The following is a 17,778-nucleotide window of genomic DNA, read 5'->3' as shown; positions in this document are numbered from 1 at the left end:
TAATGTTTGATTTTATTATACATTTTAATGAATATATTAATTATTTTGTCAACTCCCTTGGAATGTGGTTTTATATACTCTTATTTTTTATAATCTTCTGTGAGACAGGGTCTGTATTAGGAATATTTTTCCCTGGAGACTCTCTACTATTTACAGTAGGTTTAACAGCTGCTGCAACAAATCTAAATATCCACTTAGCAGTACTATCAATATTCTTAGGGGCAATAATTGGCGATAGTTGTAATTATATTACTGGTAAATTCATCGGTGAAAAAATGTTTAGTAGCCACGCTAGAATCTTCAAAAAAGCATATTTAATAAAAACAAAAGATTTCTTAAACAAGCACGGTAACAAGGCCATTATCTTCTCACGCTTTGTTGCTTTTGTTAGAACATTAACACCTTTTGTAGCTGGAGTTAGTAGTATGAACTACTTTAAGTTTGTTACTTTTGGTGCAATTTCAGCAATCATTTGGTCTTTTTCAATAACATATACAGTTTATTTCTGTAGCGATATACCATTTGTAAAAAAATACTTAAGCCATATTATAATGCTTGTAATCATATTTGTTCTAATACAAATTTCTTACAAAGCAATCAAAAATAAAATAAAAGCAAAAAAGCCTTAACCTTTTAAAATTATTTTTTTATAATCTAACGACAAATCATTGAAAGGTCATCCTCATGGATACTATAGCAGCATTATTACATATTGTATTACACTTAGATCAATTCATAAGCACATATATTAATATTCTAGGTGACTGGACATATTTATTACTTTTTGTAGTTATTTTTTGTGAAACTGGATTAGTTATAACACCTTTTTTACCTGGAGACTCACTTTTATTTGCCCTAGGACTTACAGGTGCAGCTACAACCTTAAATATACACTTAGTAGCTCCAATCTTAGTTCTTGCAGCTATATGTGGTGATTCTTGTAATTACTTCTTAGGTAGAATGATTGGAAAACGTATTTTTAAGGATGATGCTAAGATATTAAAGACCGCCCACTTAGAAAAAGCCGAGCAATTCTTTAATAAATATGGACCTCTCGCTATTATTCTTGCTAGATTTACACCTATCGTTAGAACATTTATGCCTTTTACCGCTGGTATGGCTCGTATGAGATATCCAAAGTTTGTAACTATGGGAATCATTGGTGCTTTTATATGGGTTTACCTAATCACTTATATAGCATTTTTCTTTAGTAATAATGCTTTCGTTAAGAAGTACTTCGGCGTATTTATAATCTTGATTGTTGTTGTATCTTTGATTCCACCGACAATATCTTTTATAAAAGCTTTCAAAAATAAACTATCCAATAAGAACTCATCTTCTCTTTAGATTTAAATAATCTACTAGTAACTCTCGAGATTTCAGTTTTTTATCACCTAGAACACTATCTATACATACTCGCGTTACTCTAGATATAGCTTTTAAATCATTATCATCCCACATACTAATTGGTTTATTAATTTTTAAAAGGCTTTCGCCTCTAACAGTATTAGCCAATACTTCTGAAGATTTTTTAAAACCATAAGGAAAAATATAATAATTATAATCACACTCTATTGGTAAATTTTCAGAATCGCAGTCAACATATATTCCTTGACCTAAACTTTCTAAAAGCTCAAGTTCAAATATTCTCAATAAATATCTATAGTTACTTTCATTAATATTCTTTAAGATAAATGCATACTTATCAAATAAAAGCTCTTCTTCATGTGAGTAACTTAATAACAAATATATAAGCTCGTTAATATACTGCAACGATAATAAATTAATATATGAGTTCTGATAAAAAGACTCTACAAACTCAATGTTGTATACTTTATTAAGAGCGCCCTCTTTTTTTCCAAAGCTAATTTGCCCTTTTAGCTTAACTAAAGGTTGATATAAATTTAGTGTTTTTTTACTAGTTCTAATTATAGCCGAAAGTTTACCGAACTCCTGCGTAAAAACACTAACAAGTAAAGTGTTCTCTTTATATTTACGCTGGTGCAATATATAGAAATTATAAAGTTGATCTCTCATTTATCTTCTCTATTAACTCAACTATTTGTAAAGCATTCCTATACTTAACTTCGGGCAAATCAAAATTAGCAACTAAGCTTTCTAAAGTTATATCTTTAAGATTTTGTCTATCTTGTAGCTTGATTTGTAAAAACTTAACCATTGCCATAATATATGCATCACCTAAAACTCTATAAGAGATTTTATCATTAGATACATATAACTCTACTGATGAAAAACTGTCTTTAACTTGATGTTTTTGCTGTTCAGGATAAATATTACCATCTTCAATCGTTATTTTAGACAATAGATCTTTTACTAAACTATTATACATTTACTTCTCCTTGTGGAGATAAAGCTCTCAAAAGTTCTACTTGCTTTTTGATACTAAATGCTGCTCGTACAACCTCTTGCTGTGTAGCCTGCAAGCCAAATGAAACCCTAATAGTCGCCTCAGCTTCATCTGAAGTTAGACCTATAGCTGTTAAAACATGTGATGGCTCAACAGCTTGAGAGTTACAAGCTGATCCCATAGATAAACAAACTTCATCTAACATCGCCAATAATGCCTCACCCTTTATACCTAAAAATGTAATACTCAAGATCCCTGGATAGCTATTATCAAGGTTAGTATTTATTTTTATATCTTTAATTTGAGATATAATTTTCAAAAACTGATCTCGTATTTGTTTTACATGCTCTATATTTTGTTGTTTTTTAGAAAACATTTCTTTACATGCTACTCCTAAAGCAAATATCTGATAGTTTGCTAAGGTTCCAGCTCTAAGACTGAACTCTTGCGCTCCACCATGTATTTGTTTGACTAATTTAATTTTAGGCCGCTTTGATCGCACATATAAAAAACCCACTCCTTTAGGAGCATATAGCTTATGTCCGGAAACTGATAACAGATCAATATTCATTTCTTTTATATTTATATCGACCTTACCATAACCTTGAGCAGCATCAACATGAAAAACGATCCCTTTTTCTCTAGTGATCTTACCAATTTCTAATAAATTGTTTTTAGTTCCAAGCTCATTATTAACTGCCATTATACTTACAAGTATGGTCTGATCTGTTATTGAGTTTTTTAGTTGCCCAATATCAACTTCACCAAACTCATCAACCTCTAAATATGTAACCTTAAACCCTTGTGTTTCAAGAAAACCAAATACATCTAATACAGCTTTATGTTCCGCCTTTGAAGTTATAATATGGTTACCTTTGTTTTTATATGAGTATGCCACACCTTTGATAGCAAGGTTATTAGACTCAGTAGCTCCAGAAGTAAAAATTATTTCACGTGACAAAACATTTAAAGTTTCTGCAATATCTAACCTGACCTTCTCAATCTTAGATTTAACAAACTCTGCTTGCTCATAAGTAGATGACCCTGAATTAAAAAAATCATTATCATCACTAATAGAATCTAACATCGTTTGTTTAACTTTAGAGCTTAGTGGAGTTGTAGCTGCATAATCTAAATAGATAAGACTCATTTAAAACTTAATTATTCTTTCATTTAATATCCAATATTGCTATTATATCAAATAATTGCGTACATAGTACTTTAACAAGATCGCGACTAATATTAAGCATATGATTAGAGATGGTAAATCTAATCAGTTTCTTATGAGAAATTTGGCTTAGGATATCTAGCGATCTTAAAAGAAGGCCTACAAATGGCCAAAAGCGAGTTGGCTCGTTAAACAGTCAGCTATGAATTACATTTATTGAAGGAATTAAGAATGAAAAAAATATTAATAAATAGCAAAAGTAGCGAAGAAACGAGGATCGCTACCTTAGATAACGGAAAACTTATAGATTTAGATATCGAAAATGTTGATAGAGAACAGAAAAAAGCTAATATTTATAAAGGATATATCTCTAGAATAGAGCCTAGTTTAAATGCTATTTTTGTAAATTATGGTGAAGAGAAAAACGGTTTCTTACCATTTAAAGAAGTTTCCGAATACTATCTAAAAGATGTTCCTAACGGTGATAATATTGCTCCTTTATTATCTGAAGGCCAAGAGCTATTAGTACAAATAGATAAAGAAGAGCGTGGTGATAAAGGTGCAGCTTTAACTACATTTATCACATTAGCTGGTTCATATATGGTATTACTACCAAACAACCCTAATGGTGGTGGGATCTCTCGTCGTGTTGAAGGCGAAGATAGAGAAAAGTTAAAGAAATATTTAAAAGATCTAAATATCCCTAAGAACATGAGTGTAATCGCAAGAACAGCTTGTGTTGAATGCTCTTTTGAAGAACTAAAGCATGACTTTGATACTCTAGTTGAGCTATGGTCTTCTATTTCTCAAACTTATCATAAGATTAAAAAGCCTGCTCTTCTACACAAAGAAAGTGACATTATTGTAAGAACCGTAAGAGATCACTTAAAAGAAGATGTAAGAGAAATTATTGTTGATTCTAAAGATTGCTTCCAAGATGTTAAAAGACAACTTGGTCTATTAAGACAGAGTTTTGATATAAATAAAGTTAAATTCTACAACGAAGATTTACCTTTATTTACACAGTTTGGTATAGATCAACAAATTGAAAATGCATATAAAAGAGAAATCCGCTTACCATCTGGTGGCTCTATAGTAATAGATACTACAGAAGCTCTAGTTGCGATAGATGTAAACTCTTCAAGAGCAAACAAGGCTGAAGATGTTGAAACTACAGCATTTAAAACTAACCTAGAAGCAGCTGAAGAAGTAGCTAGACAGCTTAGAATTAGAGATCTTGGTGGTCTTGTTATAGTTGACTTTATTGATATGTCTTTCTATCCAAATAGAAAACAAGTAGAAGAAAAACTAATGGATGCTTTACAACAAGATAAAGCACGTATCCAAATGTCACGCATATCTAAGCTTGGTCTTGTAGAGATCTCAAGACAGCGTTTAAGCTCTTCGATAAATGAAAGTGTAATGCAAAAATGCCCTCGTTGTGAAGGTCATGGTTTTATAAAAACAACTCAAGCAACAGCTCTTACTATCTTACGTAAAATTAGGGCTGAAGCTATGAAAGATGATACTAATGAAATTAGAGTTCAAGTTCCTGTAGATATAGCAGCTTATATTCTTAATGAGAAAAGAGATAGCATAATTGATATTGAAAGAATCTCAGAAGTTAGAATAATGATAATACCTAATTTCAATATGGAATCTCCTAAATTCCAAATGCAAAGAATCTGGGGTTCTAGCTACAAATCTAACCGTTCAAGCTCTGACTTGATTGAAGATGTTTATAATGTTGAGATTCCAAAAGCTGGCAAGAAAAAAGTAGCGGCTGTAGATCTAAGCAAGACAGTAGATAGAGAAGTCTCTGCTAAAGTAGAAAACAAAGCTAAACCCAGCGAGCAAAAAAACAATCAACAGCCTCCTCGTCAAAAGGAAGAAACTGCTGCTCCAAAAGCTAAAGAACAGCCTAGCAAAAAAGGTTTCTTTGCTAAACTAGCTAGTGTTTTCTCTGGTAACTCTGAAAAACCAGCTGAAGCAACTAGGGACTCTCAAAAGCCTAATAATAGCAAGCCTAATAACAACCCTCAAAGAGCGCAAAATAATAAGTCTCAAAGAGAGAATAATCAACGTAATAATGATCGTAATGAGAGAAATAACAATAGCAACTCAAGCGACCAGCGTAATAAAAATAGAAATAATAAAGCTCAAGAGAACTCTCAAAGACCTCAGCCAAGAGATAACAATCAGCGTAATGAGCGAAATAATAATGATAATAGATCAAATGATCGTAACAAAAACAAAAGAAGTAACGATAGATTTGACAAAAAGCCAAATAATAAAAATAACAACAGAAGCAATAATATAAGTCTTAACAATGCTGAAGAAGTTGTTGATATTACAAAGGTTAAATATAGTAATCAGATATCTGAAAACAATGTAGACAATATCAAAAAGGTTATTTCTAAAAATCCTGATGAATTTGTCTCTGTAATGGTAAAAGATGTCTTAGAAAACTACGATAGCTTAAAAGATGATGGTGCTACAAAAATCAACACAGAAGAGAAAGTAAAAACTCAAAAATACTTAAAGTTTAATACTATATCTGTTGATAAAGAAATAAATGCTATTCATGAAGCTAAAAAGCAAGCAGAGAAAGCTCTAAAAGAAGCTCAAGAGCTTAAAGCTAAAGCTGAACAGGAGAAAAAAGCTGCTGCTGAGAAGCTAGAAAAAATAGTTATTGAAGAGGCTAAACCTTCTAAGAAAGAAGAAGTAGCTACCCAAGAAGTAGAAAGCAAAGAAACTAAAAAGAAAGTAGCTGAGCCTCAAGCTAAAGAGAAAGCTACTGAGAAAAATGCTAAAAAAGAAAATGTTAAAAAAGATAAGCCTGTTGAGAAAAATACACAGACAACACAACAATCTGAGTATATCAACTACTCACCAGCTTTAGATTTTGAATCTCAAGCACTTATATAAGGCTAAATAATGTTACATTACCCTCATATCAATCCTATTGCATTAAAACTTGGACCGATTGAAATACATTGGTATGGTTTAATGTACTTATTGGGAATTTTCGCAGGTTGGGCTTTACTTAAATATCGAGCTAAAAAGAAATCTTGGGCTCCAGTAAAACCTGAGCAAGTTGGAGATTTAGTTTTTTATGTTGCCTTAGGCGTTATTCTTGGAGGTAGAATTGGTTATATAATTTTTTATAACTTGCCTTACTACTTCCATAACCCTACACAAATGTTTTATATATGGGATGGTGGAATGTCATTCCATGGTGGCTTTATTGGTGTACTTATAGCATTTGCTCTGTACGCAAGAAAAGTAGGAGCAAATTTCTTTGATCTAGGTGAATTTGTAGCTCCAGTAGTGCCAATAGGTCTTGGTGCAGGTAGAATTGGCAACTTTATAAATGGAGAACTTTGGGGAAGAGTAACAGACTCTCCTATAGGTATGGTTTTCCCAACAGGTGGACCTTTACCTAGATATCCTTCGCAACTATTTGAGTTCTTCTTTGAAGGTGTAGTATTATTTACGGTACTGTGGCTTGTAACTATGAAAAAAAGACCTCGTTATCTTGTTCTAGGCTTATTTATGTTTTTATATGGTTGCGCTAGATTTATTTGTGAATTCTTTAGACAACCAGATCCTCAATATGGTTATATTTTCTTTAATTGGATGACTATGGGTCAAATCCTATCTATACCTATGATTATACTAGGAACAATAATTTTAATTGTTCTGTTTATCAAGTTAAGAAGGAAAAACAAATGCGAGAATATCTAAATTTTCTAAAATATATAAAGGACAATGGTACAGCTAAAGGCGATAGAACTGGTACTGGCACAAAAAGTGTCTTTGGCTACCAAATGCGCTTTGATCTGCAAAAAGGTTTTCCTCTAGTTACTACAAAAAAAATTCACCTACCTAGCGTTGTTCATGAACTACTATGGTTTCTAAGCGGTAGTACTAATGTTAAGTATCTTAATGAAAATAAAGTCCGTATCTGGAATGAGTGGGCAACAGAAGATGGTGAGTTAGGTCCTATTTATGGTAAGCAATGGCGTGATTTTAATGGTCAAGGTGTTGATCAGATAGCTGAAGTTATCGACATGCTAAAAACAAATCCTAATTCACGTCGAATTTTAGTTTCAGCTTGGAATCCTTGTGTTGTGCCATCTGAAAAAATATCCCCTCAAGAAAATGTTGCAATAGGTAATTCTGCACTACCTCCATGCCATGCGATGTTTCAGTTTTATGTTGCTGATAATAAATTATCTTGCATGCTTACTCAGCGAAGTGCTGATGCATTCCTTGGTGTACCATTTAACATCGCAAGCTATTCGTTACTAACACATATGATTGCACAGCAATGCGGCCTAGATGTTGGTGAATTTATTTGGTCTGGTGGCGATTGCCATATTTATAATAATCATATTGAACAAGTTAATGAACAACTTAACCGTGAGCCTCTAGAACTACCAATATTAGAAATATTAAGAAAACCAGAATCTATATTTGACTATAAGTATGAAGATTTTGAGTTCAAAAACTACAAACATCACCCTGCTATTAAGGCACAAATTTCAATTTAAAGGACTGTCTAAATGAGTCAACTATCTCTTAACAAAAAGAAAATACCTATTTTACTTCTAGAAGGAATTCATTTAAATGCTTTAGAAGCATTTAAATCAGCTGGCTATGAAAATATCGAGCTTTTGAATACAGCACTAGAGGGTCAAGAGCTTATAGATAAGCTTAAAGACTTTAAAATAGTTGGTTTACGCTCTCGTACACAACTAACTAATGATGTTCTTGAGCAATCAAAACACCTTACTGCTATAGGATGCTTTTGTATTGGCACAAACCAAGTAGATCTAAAAACAGCTCATGATTTAGGTATTCCAGTATTTAATGCTCCTTTCTCAAATACTCGTAGTGTTGCTGAGCTCGTATTAGCTGAAGCTATACTACTTATTAGAAATGTTATTGATAAAAATGCTAAGGCTCACCGTGGACAATGGCTAAAGTCTGCTGAGAATGCAAATGAGATTAGAGGCAAAACTTTAGGGATTATTGGTTATGGCCATATTGGTATGCAACTTAGTGTCTTAGCAGAAAGTATTGGCTTTAACGTAATCTTTTACGATGTTGAGGAAAAACTACCATTAGGTAATGCAACACAAGTAGGTAGTCTAGATCAACTTCTAAAGCAATCAGATGTAGTATCTCTACACGTACCTCAACTACCTACTACAGCAAATATGATATCAACTAAACAATTTGATACTATGAAAGAAAACTCTGTTTTAATAAATGCTTCAAGAGGAAATGTCGTTGATATTGATGCTTTAGTTAAAGTGCTAGAAAATGGAAAATTAAAAGGTGCAGCGATAGATGTTTTTCCTATAGAACCATCTTCAAAGGGAGAAATATTTGAAAGTCGATTAAAAGAGTTTGATAATGTCTTCTTAACACCACATATTGGAGGTAGCACACTCGAAGCTCAAGAGAACATAGCTAATGAAGTTAGTGCAAAACTTATTAAATATTCTGATAACGGTTCTACTTTAAATGCTGTAAACTTTCCAGAAATATCTCTACCAATACACACAGATACGCATAGAATATTACATATCCATGAAAATATACCTGGTATGATGAATGAACTAAATAAAATACTAGCGGCTAAAAACATAAATGTAGAGGGACAATATTTAAGAACTTTAGAGAATATTGGTTATGTAGTTATGGATATTCGCTCAACTTCAGATGAAGCTAAAGATCTTGTTGAAGAATTTAAGAAGATCAAAGCAACGATCAAAACTCGCTATTTAATATAAGGCTTAACAATAGACATACTATTACTCTCAATTTTTGTTTTGCTGTGATAAATTTGATCTAGGTAATCTACATACACATAGTTTTCAGAGGTACCCTTAAATGTCTATAGATAAAACTCTTGTCTCAAATGAAATAAAAAAGTTTTCGCCTTCTCATATAATTATTGGTTATAGTGGAGGAGTTGATTCAAGTGTTTTATTAAATATCACCAAAAATTTAGATATTCCTGTAATCGCTATTTACATAAATCATAATGTTCATCCAAATGCTTTAGAGTGGCAAACACACTGCCAAAAAACTTGTGATAAATATAATGTTGAATTTATTAATCATTTATTAGAGCAAGTCCCCAAAGGTGAAAGCTTTGAAGCATGGGCAAGTAAGCAACGCATGAGTTTTTTTCAACAAATAATGAAAAACTACCCAAATCCATTGCTACTACTAGGCCACCACCTAGATGATCAAGCAGAGACATTTCTTATTCAAGCTATGCGAGGCTCTGGATTAGCTGGCTTAGCTGGGATACCCTATTATAAAAAGCTAAATATTGGCGCAGTTCTACGCCCACTACTTAAGTACAAAAAATCAGATATTAAAGTATTTGCTCAACAAAATAATATTAACCACATTTACGATGGTAGCAACTTAGATACTAAATATAGACGCAACTTAATTCGTAATGAAGTGATTCCTATTTTACAGCAAGTCAATCCAAATATTAGTGAGACACTCTCTCGTAGTGCTAATATTTGTGGACAAAGCAATAATATATTAAATAAACTAATTGCAGAGAAACTCGCTCATATATCTCACAGCAAGAATATTATTATAGCGAAACTTATTAGTCTTGATGATGATATACAAAAGAGTATCATTCATTTCTGGTTTAAAAAAGTCACTTCTCAAAGCCTAAAAAATAAGCAAGTCAAAGATATATTTTTAGGGGTTAACAATTCAACTACAGGTTGGAAAATAAATATTAATCAACAATATGATATCTGTATTGAATATAATCAGCTTCTTATAAAAGATGTATTAAAGCCTACTACATTTTCAGCAAACCATACTGAGATATTAAAATGGTTAAAAGACAAAACTAAAAAAGGCTACGATCTAAGCAAATTAACTATTAGAGATAGGCAATCTGATGATAAATGTAAATATCTAGGAAGAAACAAGGCTAATAAATTAAAAGTATTATTCCAAGAACTTAAGATCCCTGCATCACAACGCTCAAATGTTAAAGTTATTTTATATGATGAGAAAATAGTAGCTGTGTACCCTTTCTTTATATGCTCTGATTAAAATTAGCCTAACTACCCTCTTTTTCTTTTCCAATTACCTATAATAATTGACACTATTATCAAAAGCATTGCCAGTGTTTGAATAAGATTAATAGTTTCATTCAAGAATAACCATGATATTATTAAAGTAAAAATTGGTATCAACGCCGTCATCATCCCTGTTGTTGAAGCCTCTAAATATTCACTTCCTTTTGTCCAAAACAAATAAAATAATCCTGAGGCGATACCCAATAACAAAATAATCCAATATTGAAGACTTGAAAGGTTTTGCAAAGTGTCATAGTGAGTAAAAAACATAAAAGGTGCGACAAAAATTGCATTAATAATGTTAACTAAAAGAGCATTACTTAATGGCTTAATGTTTAATGGCATAATTTTCACAAGTACGTAATACATTGCTTCAGGTACCATTGCCAGAAATATAATAAAATCCCCTAATAAGTTTAATGCTGTAATCTTAGGTTGAATCATCCCATTAATATTAATAATAATTAAACCTATTATAGCTAAACCAACACAAATAATTTTTGATGACGTTAAACGTACACCTAATATAAAAAACATTAGCACCAATATCATTGCAGGTAATGTACTTGTTATCACTCCTGCCATACTAGCAGAAGTAAACTGGACGCCTGCCAACATAATTAGGTTAAATAAAGCACCTCCGCCCAATGCTTGACCAACTAATACTAGCCATTGTTTTTTATTTAATGCTTTAATCGCAGCAAATTCAGATTTTTTCTTTTTTTTACTTATAAAGAGGAACACAATAGCAAGAAATAGAGCTCCTATAATAAATCTAGACTCAACTAGAACTAGAATAGGCGTAGATTCAATAATATATTTAGATCCAGTAATATTTATTCCTGTAACTAGCTGGGCTAATAAAACAAAAATAACAGCTACTAATATATTAATCTTAGTAAAGTTTTGTTGCATTTCCATCAATAATTATTATTCCAAATTTATTATTAATCCAATCAAGTTCAGGTATCTTTTCTATTTCATGCTAAGTATAAACTATTTACTTAAAAACCATATATGAAACCTAGCATTTTATACAAATTAATCAATAAAACTAAACTTAATGAACTACCTAAATCCAAATAAGATATTACTTCAACTTCTTAATAAAAAATGCTACTACAAACCACAATAATAACGTTACAAATATTACTAATATAATATTCATAAACAGCCCTTGGAAGAGTTTTGCTTGACTAATTAGATCAAGAGTTTTTGAGCTACTATTACCAAGTGAAGCAAAATCAGCAACTTTAGCTCCAATAAATCCAGCTATACTTCCTGTAAAAAGCATATAAGCAGCTGCTAGAAAACCAGTATATTTTTTATCTTTAATTGATGTAATCTCAGATAATGCTATTGGGTCAATAAATAACTCTGATAACCCTAAGCAAGCTAATGCAATTATAACTAACAAAGCTGAAGTTGTACCATCTGCACTCGCATTTTTCGCTGCGATAAAAAATAAAATAAAACATAACAACTGGAAGATAAAACCAAAAGAGAACTTAATCATTCTACCAAAATCATTATCTAAAGACTTCACTCTCTTCCATATCCATGCAACAACTAACCCACCAATTAAAATAGATAATGGATTCATTGAGGTAAACGTGCTCGCTGGTATATCTATACCTAATAAATATGTATCAACATTTCTATGAATAAATACCTCTACAGAAGTATAAAGTTGCTCGTCGAACATCCAGAATACTATACCAAAAATGAAAAAAGGTATTAAAATGAGTAGAGACTTTCTTGTAGAGGAGTCTATTTTGAATAAAATCACAACAAAATACACTACTGTAATAACTGTAATAACTGCTAGCAAGTAACCATCCCACAATAAATCTAATGCAAAATAACCGACACCTAATATGACTAGGATACTTAAAACCACTATAGACGATTGTAGTTTTTTTGATAAAGAATTCTCAGGAATAATATCAGGAATATATTTAGATCCAAATATGAAAATAATCAAACCAAAAATCATTCCAATACCTGCAATACCAAAACCATAATGCCAACCATAATAATGAGCTGCCAAACCACAAAGTGCCGGAGCTATAATGCCCCCGACATTTCCACCTAAATATAATAGTGTAAATGCAGAATCTTTTTTTGGATCATCTACAGAATATTGCTGTCCAAGTAAGCAAGACACATTACTTTTAAAAAAGCCATAACCGCAAACAATAAATGCCATACCATAAAAAAGCATACTATCACCACCAAAACCTAAAATAAGATGGCCTATAGACATAAGGGCTGCGCCATATATTACAGATTTTTTATAGCCTAAAATCTTATCTGCAACAATACCTCCAACTATAGGAGATAAATAAACTAAGGTAACATATGCACCTGCAGTAGCATATGATTTTGTATCACCTAACTTAAGATAGTCAATTAAGTATAAAATAAGCAAAGCTCTCATTCCATAAAAACTAAAATACTCCCACATATATATCACAATAATGTACCAAAGTGCTTTAGGGTGTTTCTGTTTAGAAGAATCTATCATTTATTAACTTTTAATCTTTGTTTTACTTATTAAATATAATATAGCAATATCAAAATATAACTAGTATTCAGCTGTAAAATTTATGTTACTATTAATATGCAAATAAAGTAACTTTGAGGAGTTATTAATGAGAGGTTTATCTAAGAAACTATTTACATGTACTTTAATATTCTCAATGCTTTTCTCCCAGTCTATAGCTTGTACTGCTATAACTTTAGTGGATAAAAAAGGAGATGTTGTTTCAGGAAGGACTATGGAATGGGCTCTCAACTGGGATTGGCAGTTATTGTATATTCCAAAAAATACTCAACATTATCTTACGGCGCCTAGTAATTTAGACCTACCAGAACACCAATATAAATCCAAGTACTCTATTTTAGTAACAGGATTATCAAAAAATGGTCAAACTCTTGTAATAGATGGCCAAAATAGTCAAGGGCTAAGCTTAAGTGCTAACTATTTACCTGGTTTTACAAAGTATCAAACTGTAACCAAAAATGATACAGAATATGCATCAATCATTGAGTCTACTACATTTATATTAAGCCAGTTTGCTAATGTTAACCAAGCTAAACAAGCACTAAAAAATTATAAAGTATGGTCTGATAAGAGCATAATGATTGATGGTATATCTCCAGAAATTCATTTCTTAATTACAGATAAAAGTGGTGCTGGCCTAGTAGTAGAGTATATAGATGGCAAAGTTAAGTTTTATGATGTTAATTCAAATGTTAAAGTAATGACTAATGCTCCCACTTATGATTGGCAGCTATTAAACCTAAAAAATTACTTATCGTTAGATAATAAAACTCCTACTAACCTTAAAATTAGTGATGTAGTTAATACTGACAAACATGAAAAGACTTTACAGGATCTAAGTGGCTTTTTAGGTGGTGGACTACTAGGAATTCCTGGTGACTACTCTCCACCATCAAGATTTGTTAGAACTGCAGCTATAGGATATTACTCAAATAATCACGCTCCCAAAAATGATGCCGATTTAGTATCAAAGGTTACACATATATTACATAATGTCGATATTGCAAAAGGTGTTGTGGCAGAAAATTTAAAAGGTAAAAAAATGTTCGATCATACTGCTTATGTTGTGATTAAGGATTTAAATAATAATAAACTTTATATCTCCACATACTATCATCCTAACGATCCAGTAGTAGTCGACCTAAACACTCTCGATAAAGATAAGTCTAAAGGATTTGATATCGTACTAGAGAAACTTCCTTTCCCAAATAATGATATTACAAATGCTTTAGTAAAGCTTAATAGCTAAATCTACTAAGTATTCTTTTCACTCAATAGTTTATCATAAATTTTTTGGATACTTTGAGCTTCATTTTGAATTTTATATTTAGAGTTTATTAGCTCATAGCCATTTTGAGATATTTGCTCTCTCAAATTATTATTAGACATAAGTACCTGAAGTTTTTCTGCAATTTGTTGACTTGATTGAGTATCTACTAAATAACCATTTTCACTATCTGAAATTATCTCAGGCCAAGCACCCGCTTTTGTTGCTATAACTGTACATTTTGACGCCATAGCTTCTAAAGCTGGTAATCCAAAGCCTTCCTTATGACTAGCACAAACAACTATATCCATGGTTCTATACCAATTAGGAATTTCACTAGAATCACTTATAAAACCGGTAAAAGTTATTCTATCCTCTAAGCCAGAATCTTTTACTTTCTTCTCTAGAGTTTTTTTAAATTCTTGATCTTTGGGTGTTGCTTCACCAATAATTACAGCACTCCAATTTGGATATTTTCTTAAGACCTGTGTTACAGCATTAATAAATTCTTCTGAACCTTTTGATTTTCTGATTCTGCCAAATATACCAATACTATACTCACCTACCAATTTTTTCTCTTTTCTAATTTTATTTTTATCTTTTGCTGGATAAAAAACTTCAGTATTAACTCCATGTGGAACAATATAAGGAGTTCTCTCAAGATATGATGCTGATATCTGTGATGGACAAATGACAGCACTCATTCTATTTATATAGAATTTAGTAAGTTTCTTATGATGACGCTGTGCTACTGAAGTAAAAACTAATATTATTTTATACCGAAAAATATATTTAAGTATTATTCCAACTAACATATCGATATTTCTACGAGCATGCCAAATACGCCACTTATCACGCCAACACTTAAATAAAAAATCTCTAAACCTAATACTTTTGATATCTTTAGCCTCAATATTAAAGCCCATTGCAGCAATATCAACCAACCTACTCTGCTCTGGCATGACAGCTTGCATACTAGCATTAATACCCGAGAATCGGCGCCCTAGAGAAAGGGCGATAACGTCTATGTCTTTATAATTTATCTTCATTATGTTTTTGTTTATTAGTATCAAACTTAATTGAGTATATTATAGAACATACAAATACTAATACCATTGCCGGTCTAGTTGAACCAAAGAAATAAGCATCTGTAAATGATGATAGTATAAATGTACCAAATACAATAAACATTATATATTTAATATTTACATTTATTTTTTCATTTAAATAGTTACTTCTTGGATAAAATCTAAATAACATTATCCAAAAAATTATTATACCTATTCCTCCTAAAATTCCATAATGCCCTAATGAATTTAGTAAATCATCATGAAAGTGGAAGTATGTTTTAACAAAAGGTTTTATTTCACCATTTGCTACCATCTTATCTTCTAACTTAGTTATATCTGCATAACTTAATCCAAAAATAGGACTTTTAATAAATGACTTAACACCTACCTTATATAACTGCAACCTAATACCAGTTGAAGTATCAGCTTTACTATCATATTGTTGTTCTATATTAACGACTTGATTAAATCTATCTATCTCAAACTTATGTTGCGCATATTTATTAATAACAAAATATCCTGACAGAAATATAATAGCTAGAAAAAATAAAACGATAAAACATTTTTTAATATTTAACCTTAATATGATTATAACCAAAAGCATTATAAAAAAAGCAATTATTGGACCTTTGCTCGCTACTGCTAACAGGCTTACTAAAGAGACTATAAATAGTATAAATAATAGTAAGCATTGCATATATTTTTTAATATTTAAGAAACTAATAAACAAATACACACTAATTACACAATATATAGCCAACAAAAGTCCAGAATGTATTGTATTATATGGTGTTATATAGTAAAATCTACAACTTTGATTAAGAAATAAATAAATTATTACTCTTACTGTTAATATTAATCCTGCTACAGTAAATGCATAATATAAGTAGTTTACTCTAACTTTATATAGTTCTCTTAAACAAACTGTTGTAAGTGGTAATATTAATAAAATTGCCCATATTTCAAACAAAAGTAGTTTATAATCTCCATGAGCAATATTCATTATATATAAATACACTGGATATATTAGAAAGAGAATAACTCTCTTATAATCTTTAAATACTATTTCTATAACTTTTTTATGATTAAATAAAGCTAAAATAATAGTATTTACTAAGATACCAACCGTAAAAATACCTAAAACATTTACTTTTGTAAAAATAAACACTATACCTAGTATTATCAGAATATTATTTACATAATTATAAAACTTCGTAAATTTTATATTATTATCTAAAATCACTTATATACCCAACATCTTCATTGTTTTTGTGAAAATAAACACATACCCTTTATAAAATCCAGATTTTATAAACTTTGATTTAAATGTATTTTTTTTATCAGGAGATGCGTAATCATACCATTTCTGTAAATAAAAACAGTTATAAGGATTTATAATATATCTAATAAACTCAACCTTTCTCCACGGCTTTTTACGCCCACTATAATGCATGACAATAGGATCAAACATAAACTTTGTATGTCCAATATGTCTTGTTGATGATACAAAGTAGTTATACTTATCTTCTAAAACTTCAAAGCCAAAACCATAAGTTTCTAGAGTTATAGCTATTGTACCTAACTCTGAAAAAACTGATTTATTAGTTTTATCTGGAGACTTTGTTATTATTCGTTTATAAACTTCGCAAAATTTATTCCAGAACTCTTTCTCATAGTATTCTTTTAGATTAATAAATACACAGCCAAAAGAAATTGCTGGCTTACTCATAGTCTCTTCTGTTAAATTGAACTCTTGTTTATAAAAATCTCTATAATTCAATATAACATGATCAAATTTTTGAAATCCTCTTGTAGCTTTAAATATTGATGTGGGTGTATTTTTCTCGACATCTAAATTACCTTGAATAAGAACATCATAATCAAGCTTAATTGCTACCTCATATCCAAGATGGTATAACTTATCAGGAATTGCAAAGTTTAAAAAAACCTCTTTAGGCCATGCTTTAAATCCAGAAAAAAGATTATCATCTTCAAGATCTAATAATTTCACTCCTATTGACTTCAAATTGGCAACATCTTCATCACTATAAGAGCCACTAGGTAAGCATATAAATGCATCAATACCAGTATTATAATCAAACATCGACTTAAAGACATAGAATGACGCATCTATTATGTTCTTATCTCCAGCTATAAAAGCTGCTACTTTTTTCATACTACTGCAAAACTCCTCACACTTACA

General features: G+C 30.9%; 16 protein-coding genes. 8 read left to right on the top strand and 8 right to left on the bottom strand.

Annotation, left to right across the window (positions count from 1 at the left end):
* The first annotated feature begins 2 nt into the window (after positions 1-2).
* A complete protein-coding gene (locus F3D62_RS01760; RefSeq protein WP_150466536.1) occupies positions 3-629 on the top strand; it encodes a VTT domain-containing protein in 627 nt (208 codons plus the stop codon).
* 55 nt (positions 630-684) lie between these two features.
* On the top strand, positions 685-1,347 hold the full coding sequence (locus F3D62_RS01755) for a VTT domain-containing protein (RefSeq protein ID WP_150466535.1): 663 nt from the start codon (positions 685-687) through the stop codon (positions 1,345-1,347).
* Here F3D62_RS01755 and recO read toward each other — a convergent pair.
* Genes recO through F3D62_RS01740 form a run of 3 tightly spaced genes read right to left on the bottom strand, consistent with a single transcriptional unit; the run spans position 1,333 to position 3,518 of the window.
* A complete protein-coding gene (gene recO / locus F3D62_RS01750; protein WP_150466534.1) occupies positions 1,333-2,037 on the bottom strand; it encodes a DNA repair protein RecO in 705 nt (234 codons plus the stop codon). The two genes, F3D62_RS01755 and recO, sit on opposite strands and share 15 nt — an antisense overlap.
* Positions 2,018-2,350 (bottom strand): hypothetical protein, encoded by a 333-nt coding sequence (locus F3D62_RS01745; protein ID WP_150466533.1) that lies wholly within the window; start codon positions 2,348-2,350, stop codon positions 2,018-2,020. The genes recO and F3D62_RS01745 overlap by 20 nt, the downstream gene beginning before the upstream one ends.
* Entirely contained in the window at positions 2,343-3,518 is a 1,176-nt protein-coding gene (locus F3D62_RS01740) for a cysteine desulfurase family protein (protein ID WP_150466532.1), read from the bottom strand. Before F3D62_RS01740 ends, F3D62_RS01745 begins: the two co-directional genes overlap by 8 nt.
* Before the next feature lie 249 nt (positions 3,519-3,767).
* Here F3D62_RS01740 and F3D62_RS01735 point away from each other — a divergent pair, with 249 nt between their 5' ends.
* The 5 genes from F3D62_RS01735 to tilS all read left to right on the top strand — a co-directional run bounded on the left by F3D62_RS01735 (position 3,768) and on the right by tilS (position 10,646).
* Positions 3,768-6,464 (top strand): ribonuclease E/G, encoded by a 2,697-nt coding sequence (locus F3D62_RS01735; protein ID WP_150466531.1) that lies wholly within the window; start codon positions 3,768-3,770, stop codon positions 6,462-6,464.
* Between the two features lie 9 nt (positions 6,465-6,473).
* Positions 6,474-7,283, top strand: coding sequence for a prolipoprotein diacylglyceryl transferase (gene lgt / locus F3D62_RS01730; RefSeq protein ID WP_150466530.1), 810 nt, complete (start codon positions 6,474-6,476; stop codon positions 7,281-7,283).
* Positions 7,268-8,092, top strand: coding sequence for a thymidylate synthase (locus tag F3D62_RS01725; RefSeq protein WP_150466529.1), 825 nt, complete (start codon positions 7,268-7,270; stop codon positions 8,090-8,092). The genes lgt and F3D62_RS01725 overlap by 16 nt, the downstream gene beginning before the upstream one ends.
* Positions 8,093-8,104: 12 nt before the next feature.
* Positions 8,105-9,340 carry a phosphoglycerate dehydrogenase gene (serA, locus tag F3D62_RS01720; protein WP_150466528.1) on the top strand — a complete coding sequence of 412 codons (1,236 nt, stop codon included), beginning with the start codon at positions 8,105-8,107 and terminating at the stop codon, positions 9,338-9,340.
* A gap of 100 nt (positions 9,341-9,440) precedes the next feature.
* On the top strand, positions 9,441-10,646 hold the full coding sequence (tilS, locus tag F3D62_RS01715) for a tRNA lysidine(34) synthetase TilS (protein WP_150466527.1): 1,206 nt from the start codon (positions 9,441-9,443) through the stop codon (positions 10,644-10,646).
* Positions 10,647-10,657: 11 nt separating this feature from the next.
* Here the strand turns inward: tilS and F3D62_RS01710 are convergent, their stop codons facing one another.
* Both F3D62_RS01710 and F3D62_RS01705 read right to left on the bottom strand, forming a co-directional pair.
* Complete coding sequence (locus F3D62_RS01710) at positions 10,658-11,587, bottom strand: DMT family transporter (protein WP_191092510.1); 930 nt, start codon at positions 11,585-11,587, stop codon at positions 10,658-10,660.
* Positions 11,588-11,762: 175 nt separating this feature from the next.
* Complete coding sequence (locus tag F3D62_RS01705) at positions 11,763-13,199, bottom strand: peptide MFS transporter (RefSeq protein WP_150466525.1); 1,437 nt, start codon at positions 13,197-13,199, stop codon at positions 11,763-11,765.
* A gap of 127 nt (positions 13,200-13,326) precedes the next feature.
* Here F3D62_RS01705 and F3D62_RS01700 point away from each other — a divergent pair, with 127 nt between their 5' ends.
* Positions 13,327-14,487: a linear amide C-N hydrolase gene (locus F3D62_RS01700; protein WP_150466524.1), complete on the top strand. Its 1,161-nt coding sequence runs from the start codon at positions 13,327-13,329 to the stop codon at positions 14,485-14,487.
* A 5-nt stretch (positions 14,488-14,492) separates the two neighbouring features.
* On the opposite strand, the gene F3D62_RS01695 is transcribed toward F3D62_RS01700, so the two are convergent.
* Genes F3D62_RS01695 through F3D62_RS01685 form a run of 3 tightly spaced genes read right to left on the bottom strand, consistent with a single transcriptional unit; the run spans position 14,493 to position 17,751 of the window.
* On the bottom strand, positions 14,493-15,554 hold the full coding sequence (locus F3D62_RS01695) for a glycosyltransferase family 4 protein (protein WP_224732616.1): 1,062 nt from the start codon (positions 15,552-15,554) through the stop codon (positions 14,493-14,495).
* On the bottom strand, positions 15,538-16,818 hold the full coding sequence (locus F3D62_RS01690) for an O-antigen ligase family protein (protein ID WP_150466523.1): 1,281 nt from the start codon (positions 16,816-16,818) through the stop codon (positions 15,538-15,540). The genes F3D62_RS01695 and F3D62_RS01690 overlap by 17 nt, the downstream gene beginning before the upstream one ends.
* On the bottom strand, positions 16,819-17,751 hold the full coding sequence (locus F3D62_RS01685) for a glycosyltransferase (RefSeq protein ID WP_150466522.1): 933 nt from the start codon (positions 17,749-17,751) through the stop codon (positions 16,819-16,821). It abuts the gene before it with no gap.
* Positions 17,752-17,778: the final 27 nt, after the last annotated feature.

It is taken from the genome of Francisella sp. SYW-9, assembly GCF_008711465.1.
In the GTDB taxonomy this organism is placed as follows: Bacteria; Pseudomonadota; Gammaproteobacteria; order Francisellales; family Francisellaceae; genus Francisella.
This window is presented reverse-complemented; position numbering and strand designations above follow the sequence as displayed.

Bases quoted from the DNA above. Each gene is read 5' to 3' on its own strand.
- F3D62_RS01760 (WP_150466536.1), top strand. From the start codon at position 3: ATGTTTGATTTTATTATACATTTTAATGAATATATTAATTATTTTGTC.
- F3D62_RS01755 (WP_150466535.1), top strand. From the start codon at position 685: ATGGATACTATAGCAGCATTATTACATATTGTATTACACTTAGATCAA.
- recO (WP_150466534.1), bottom strand. From the start codon at position 2,037: ATGAGAGATCAACTTTATAATTTCTATATATTGCACCAGCGTAAATAT.
- F3D62_RS01745 (WP_150466533.1), bottom strand. From the start codon at position 2,350: ATGTATAATAGTTTAGTAAAAGATCTATTGTCTAAAATAACGATTGAA.
- F3D62_RS01740 (WP_150466532.1), bottom strand. From the start codon at position 3,518: ATGAGTCTTATCTATTTAGATTATGCAGCTACAACTCCACTAAGCTCT.
- F3D62_RS01735 (WP_150466531.1), top strand. From the start codon at position 3,768: ATGAAAAAAATATTAATAAATAGCAAAAGTAGCGAAGAAACGAGGATC.
- lgt (WP_150466530.1), top strand. From the start codon at position 6,474: ATGTTACATTACCCTCATATCAATCCTATTGCATTAAAACTTGGACCG.
- F3D62_RS01725 (WP_150466529.1), top strand. From the start codon at position 7,268: ATGCGAGAATATCTAAATTTTCTAAAATATATAAAGGACAATGGTACA.
- serA (WP_150466528.1), top strand. From the start codon at position 8,105: ATGAGTCAACTATCTCTTAACAAAAAGAAAATACCTATTTTACTTCTA.
- tilS (WP_150466527.1), top strand. From the start codon at position 9,441: ATGTCTATAGATAAAACTCTTGTCTCAAATGAAATAAAAAAGTTTTCG.
- F3D62_RS01710 (WP_191092510.1), bottom strand. From the start codon at position 11,587: ATGCAACAAAACTTTACTAAGATTAATATATTAGTAGCTGTTATTTTT.
- F3D62_RS01705 (WP_150466525.1), bottom strand. From the start codon at position 13,199: ATGATAGATTCTTCTAAACAGAAACACCCTAAAGCACTTTGGTACATT.
- F3D62_RS01700 (WP_150466524.1), top strand. From the start codon at position 13,327: ATGAGAGGTTTATCTAAGAAACTATTTACATGTACTTTAATATTCTCA.
- F3D62_RS01695 (WP_224732616.1), bottom strand. From the start codon at position 15,554: ATGAAGATAAATTATAAAGACATAGACGTTATCGCCCTTTCTCTAGGG.
- F3D62_RS01685 (WP_150466522.1), bottom strand. From the start codon at position 17,751: ATGAAAAAAGTAGCAGCTTTTATAGCTGGAGATAAGAACATAATAGAT.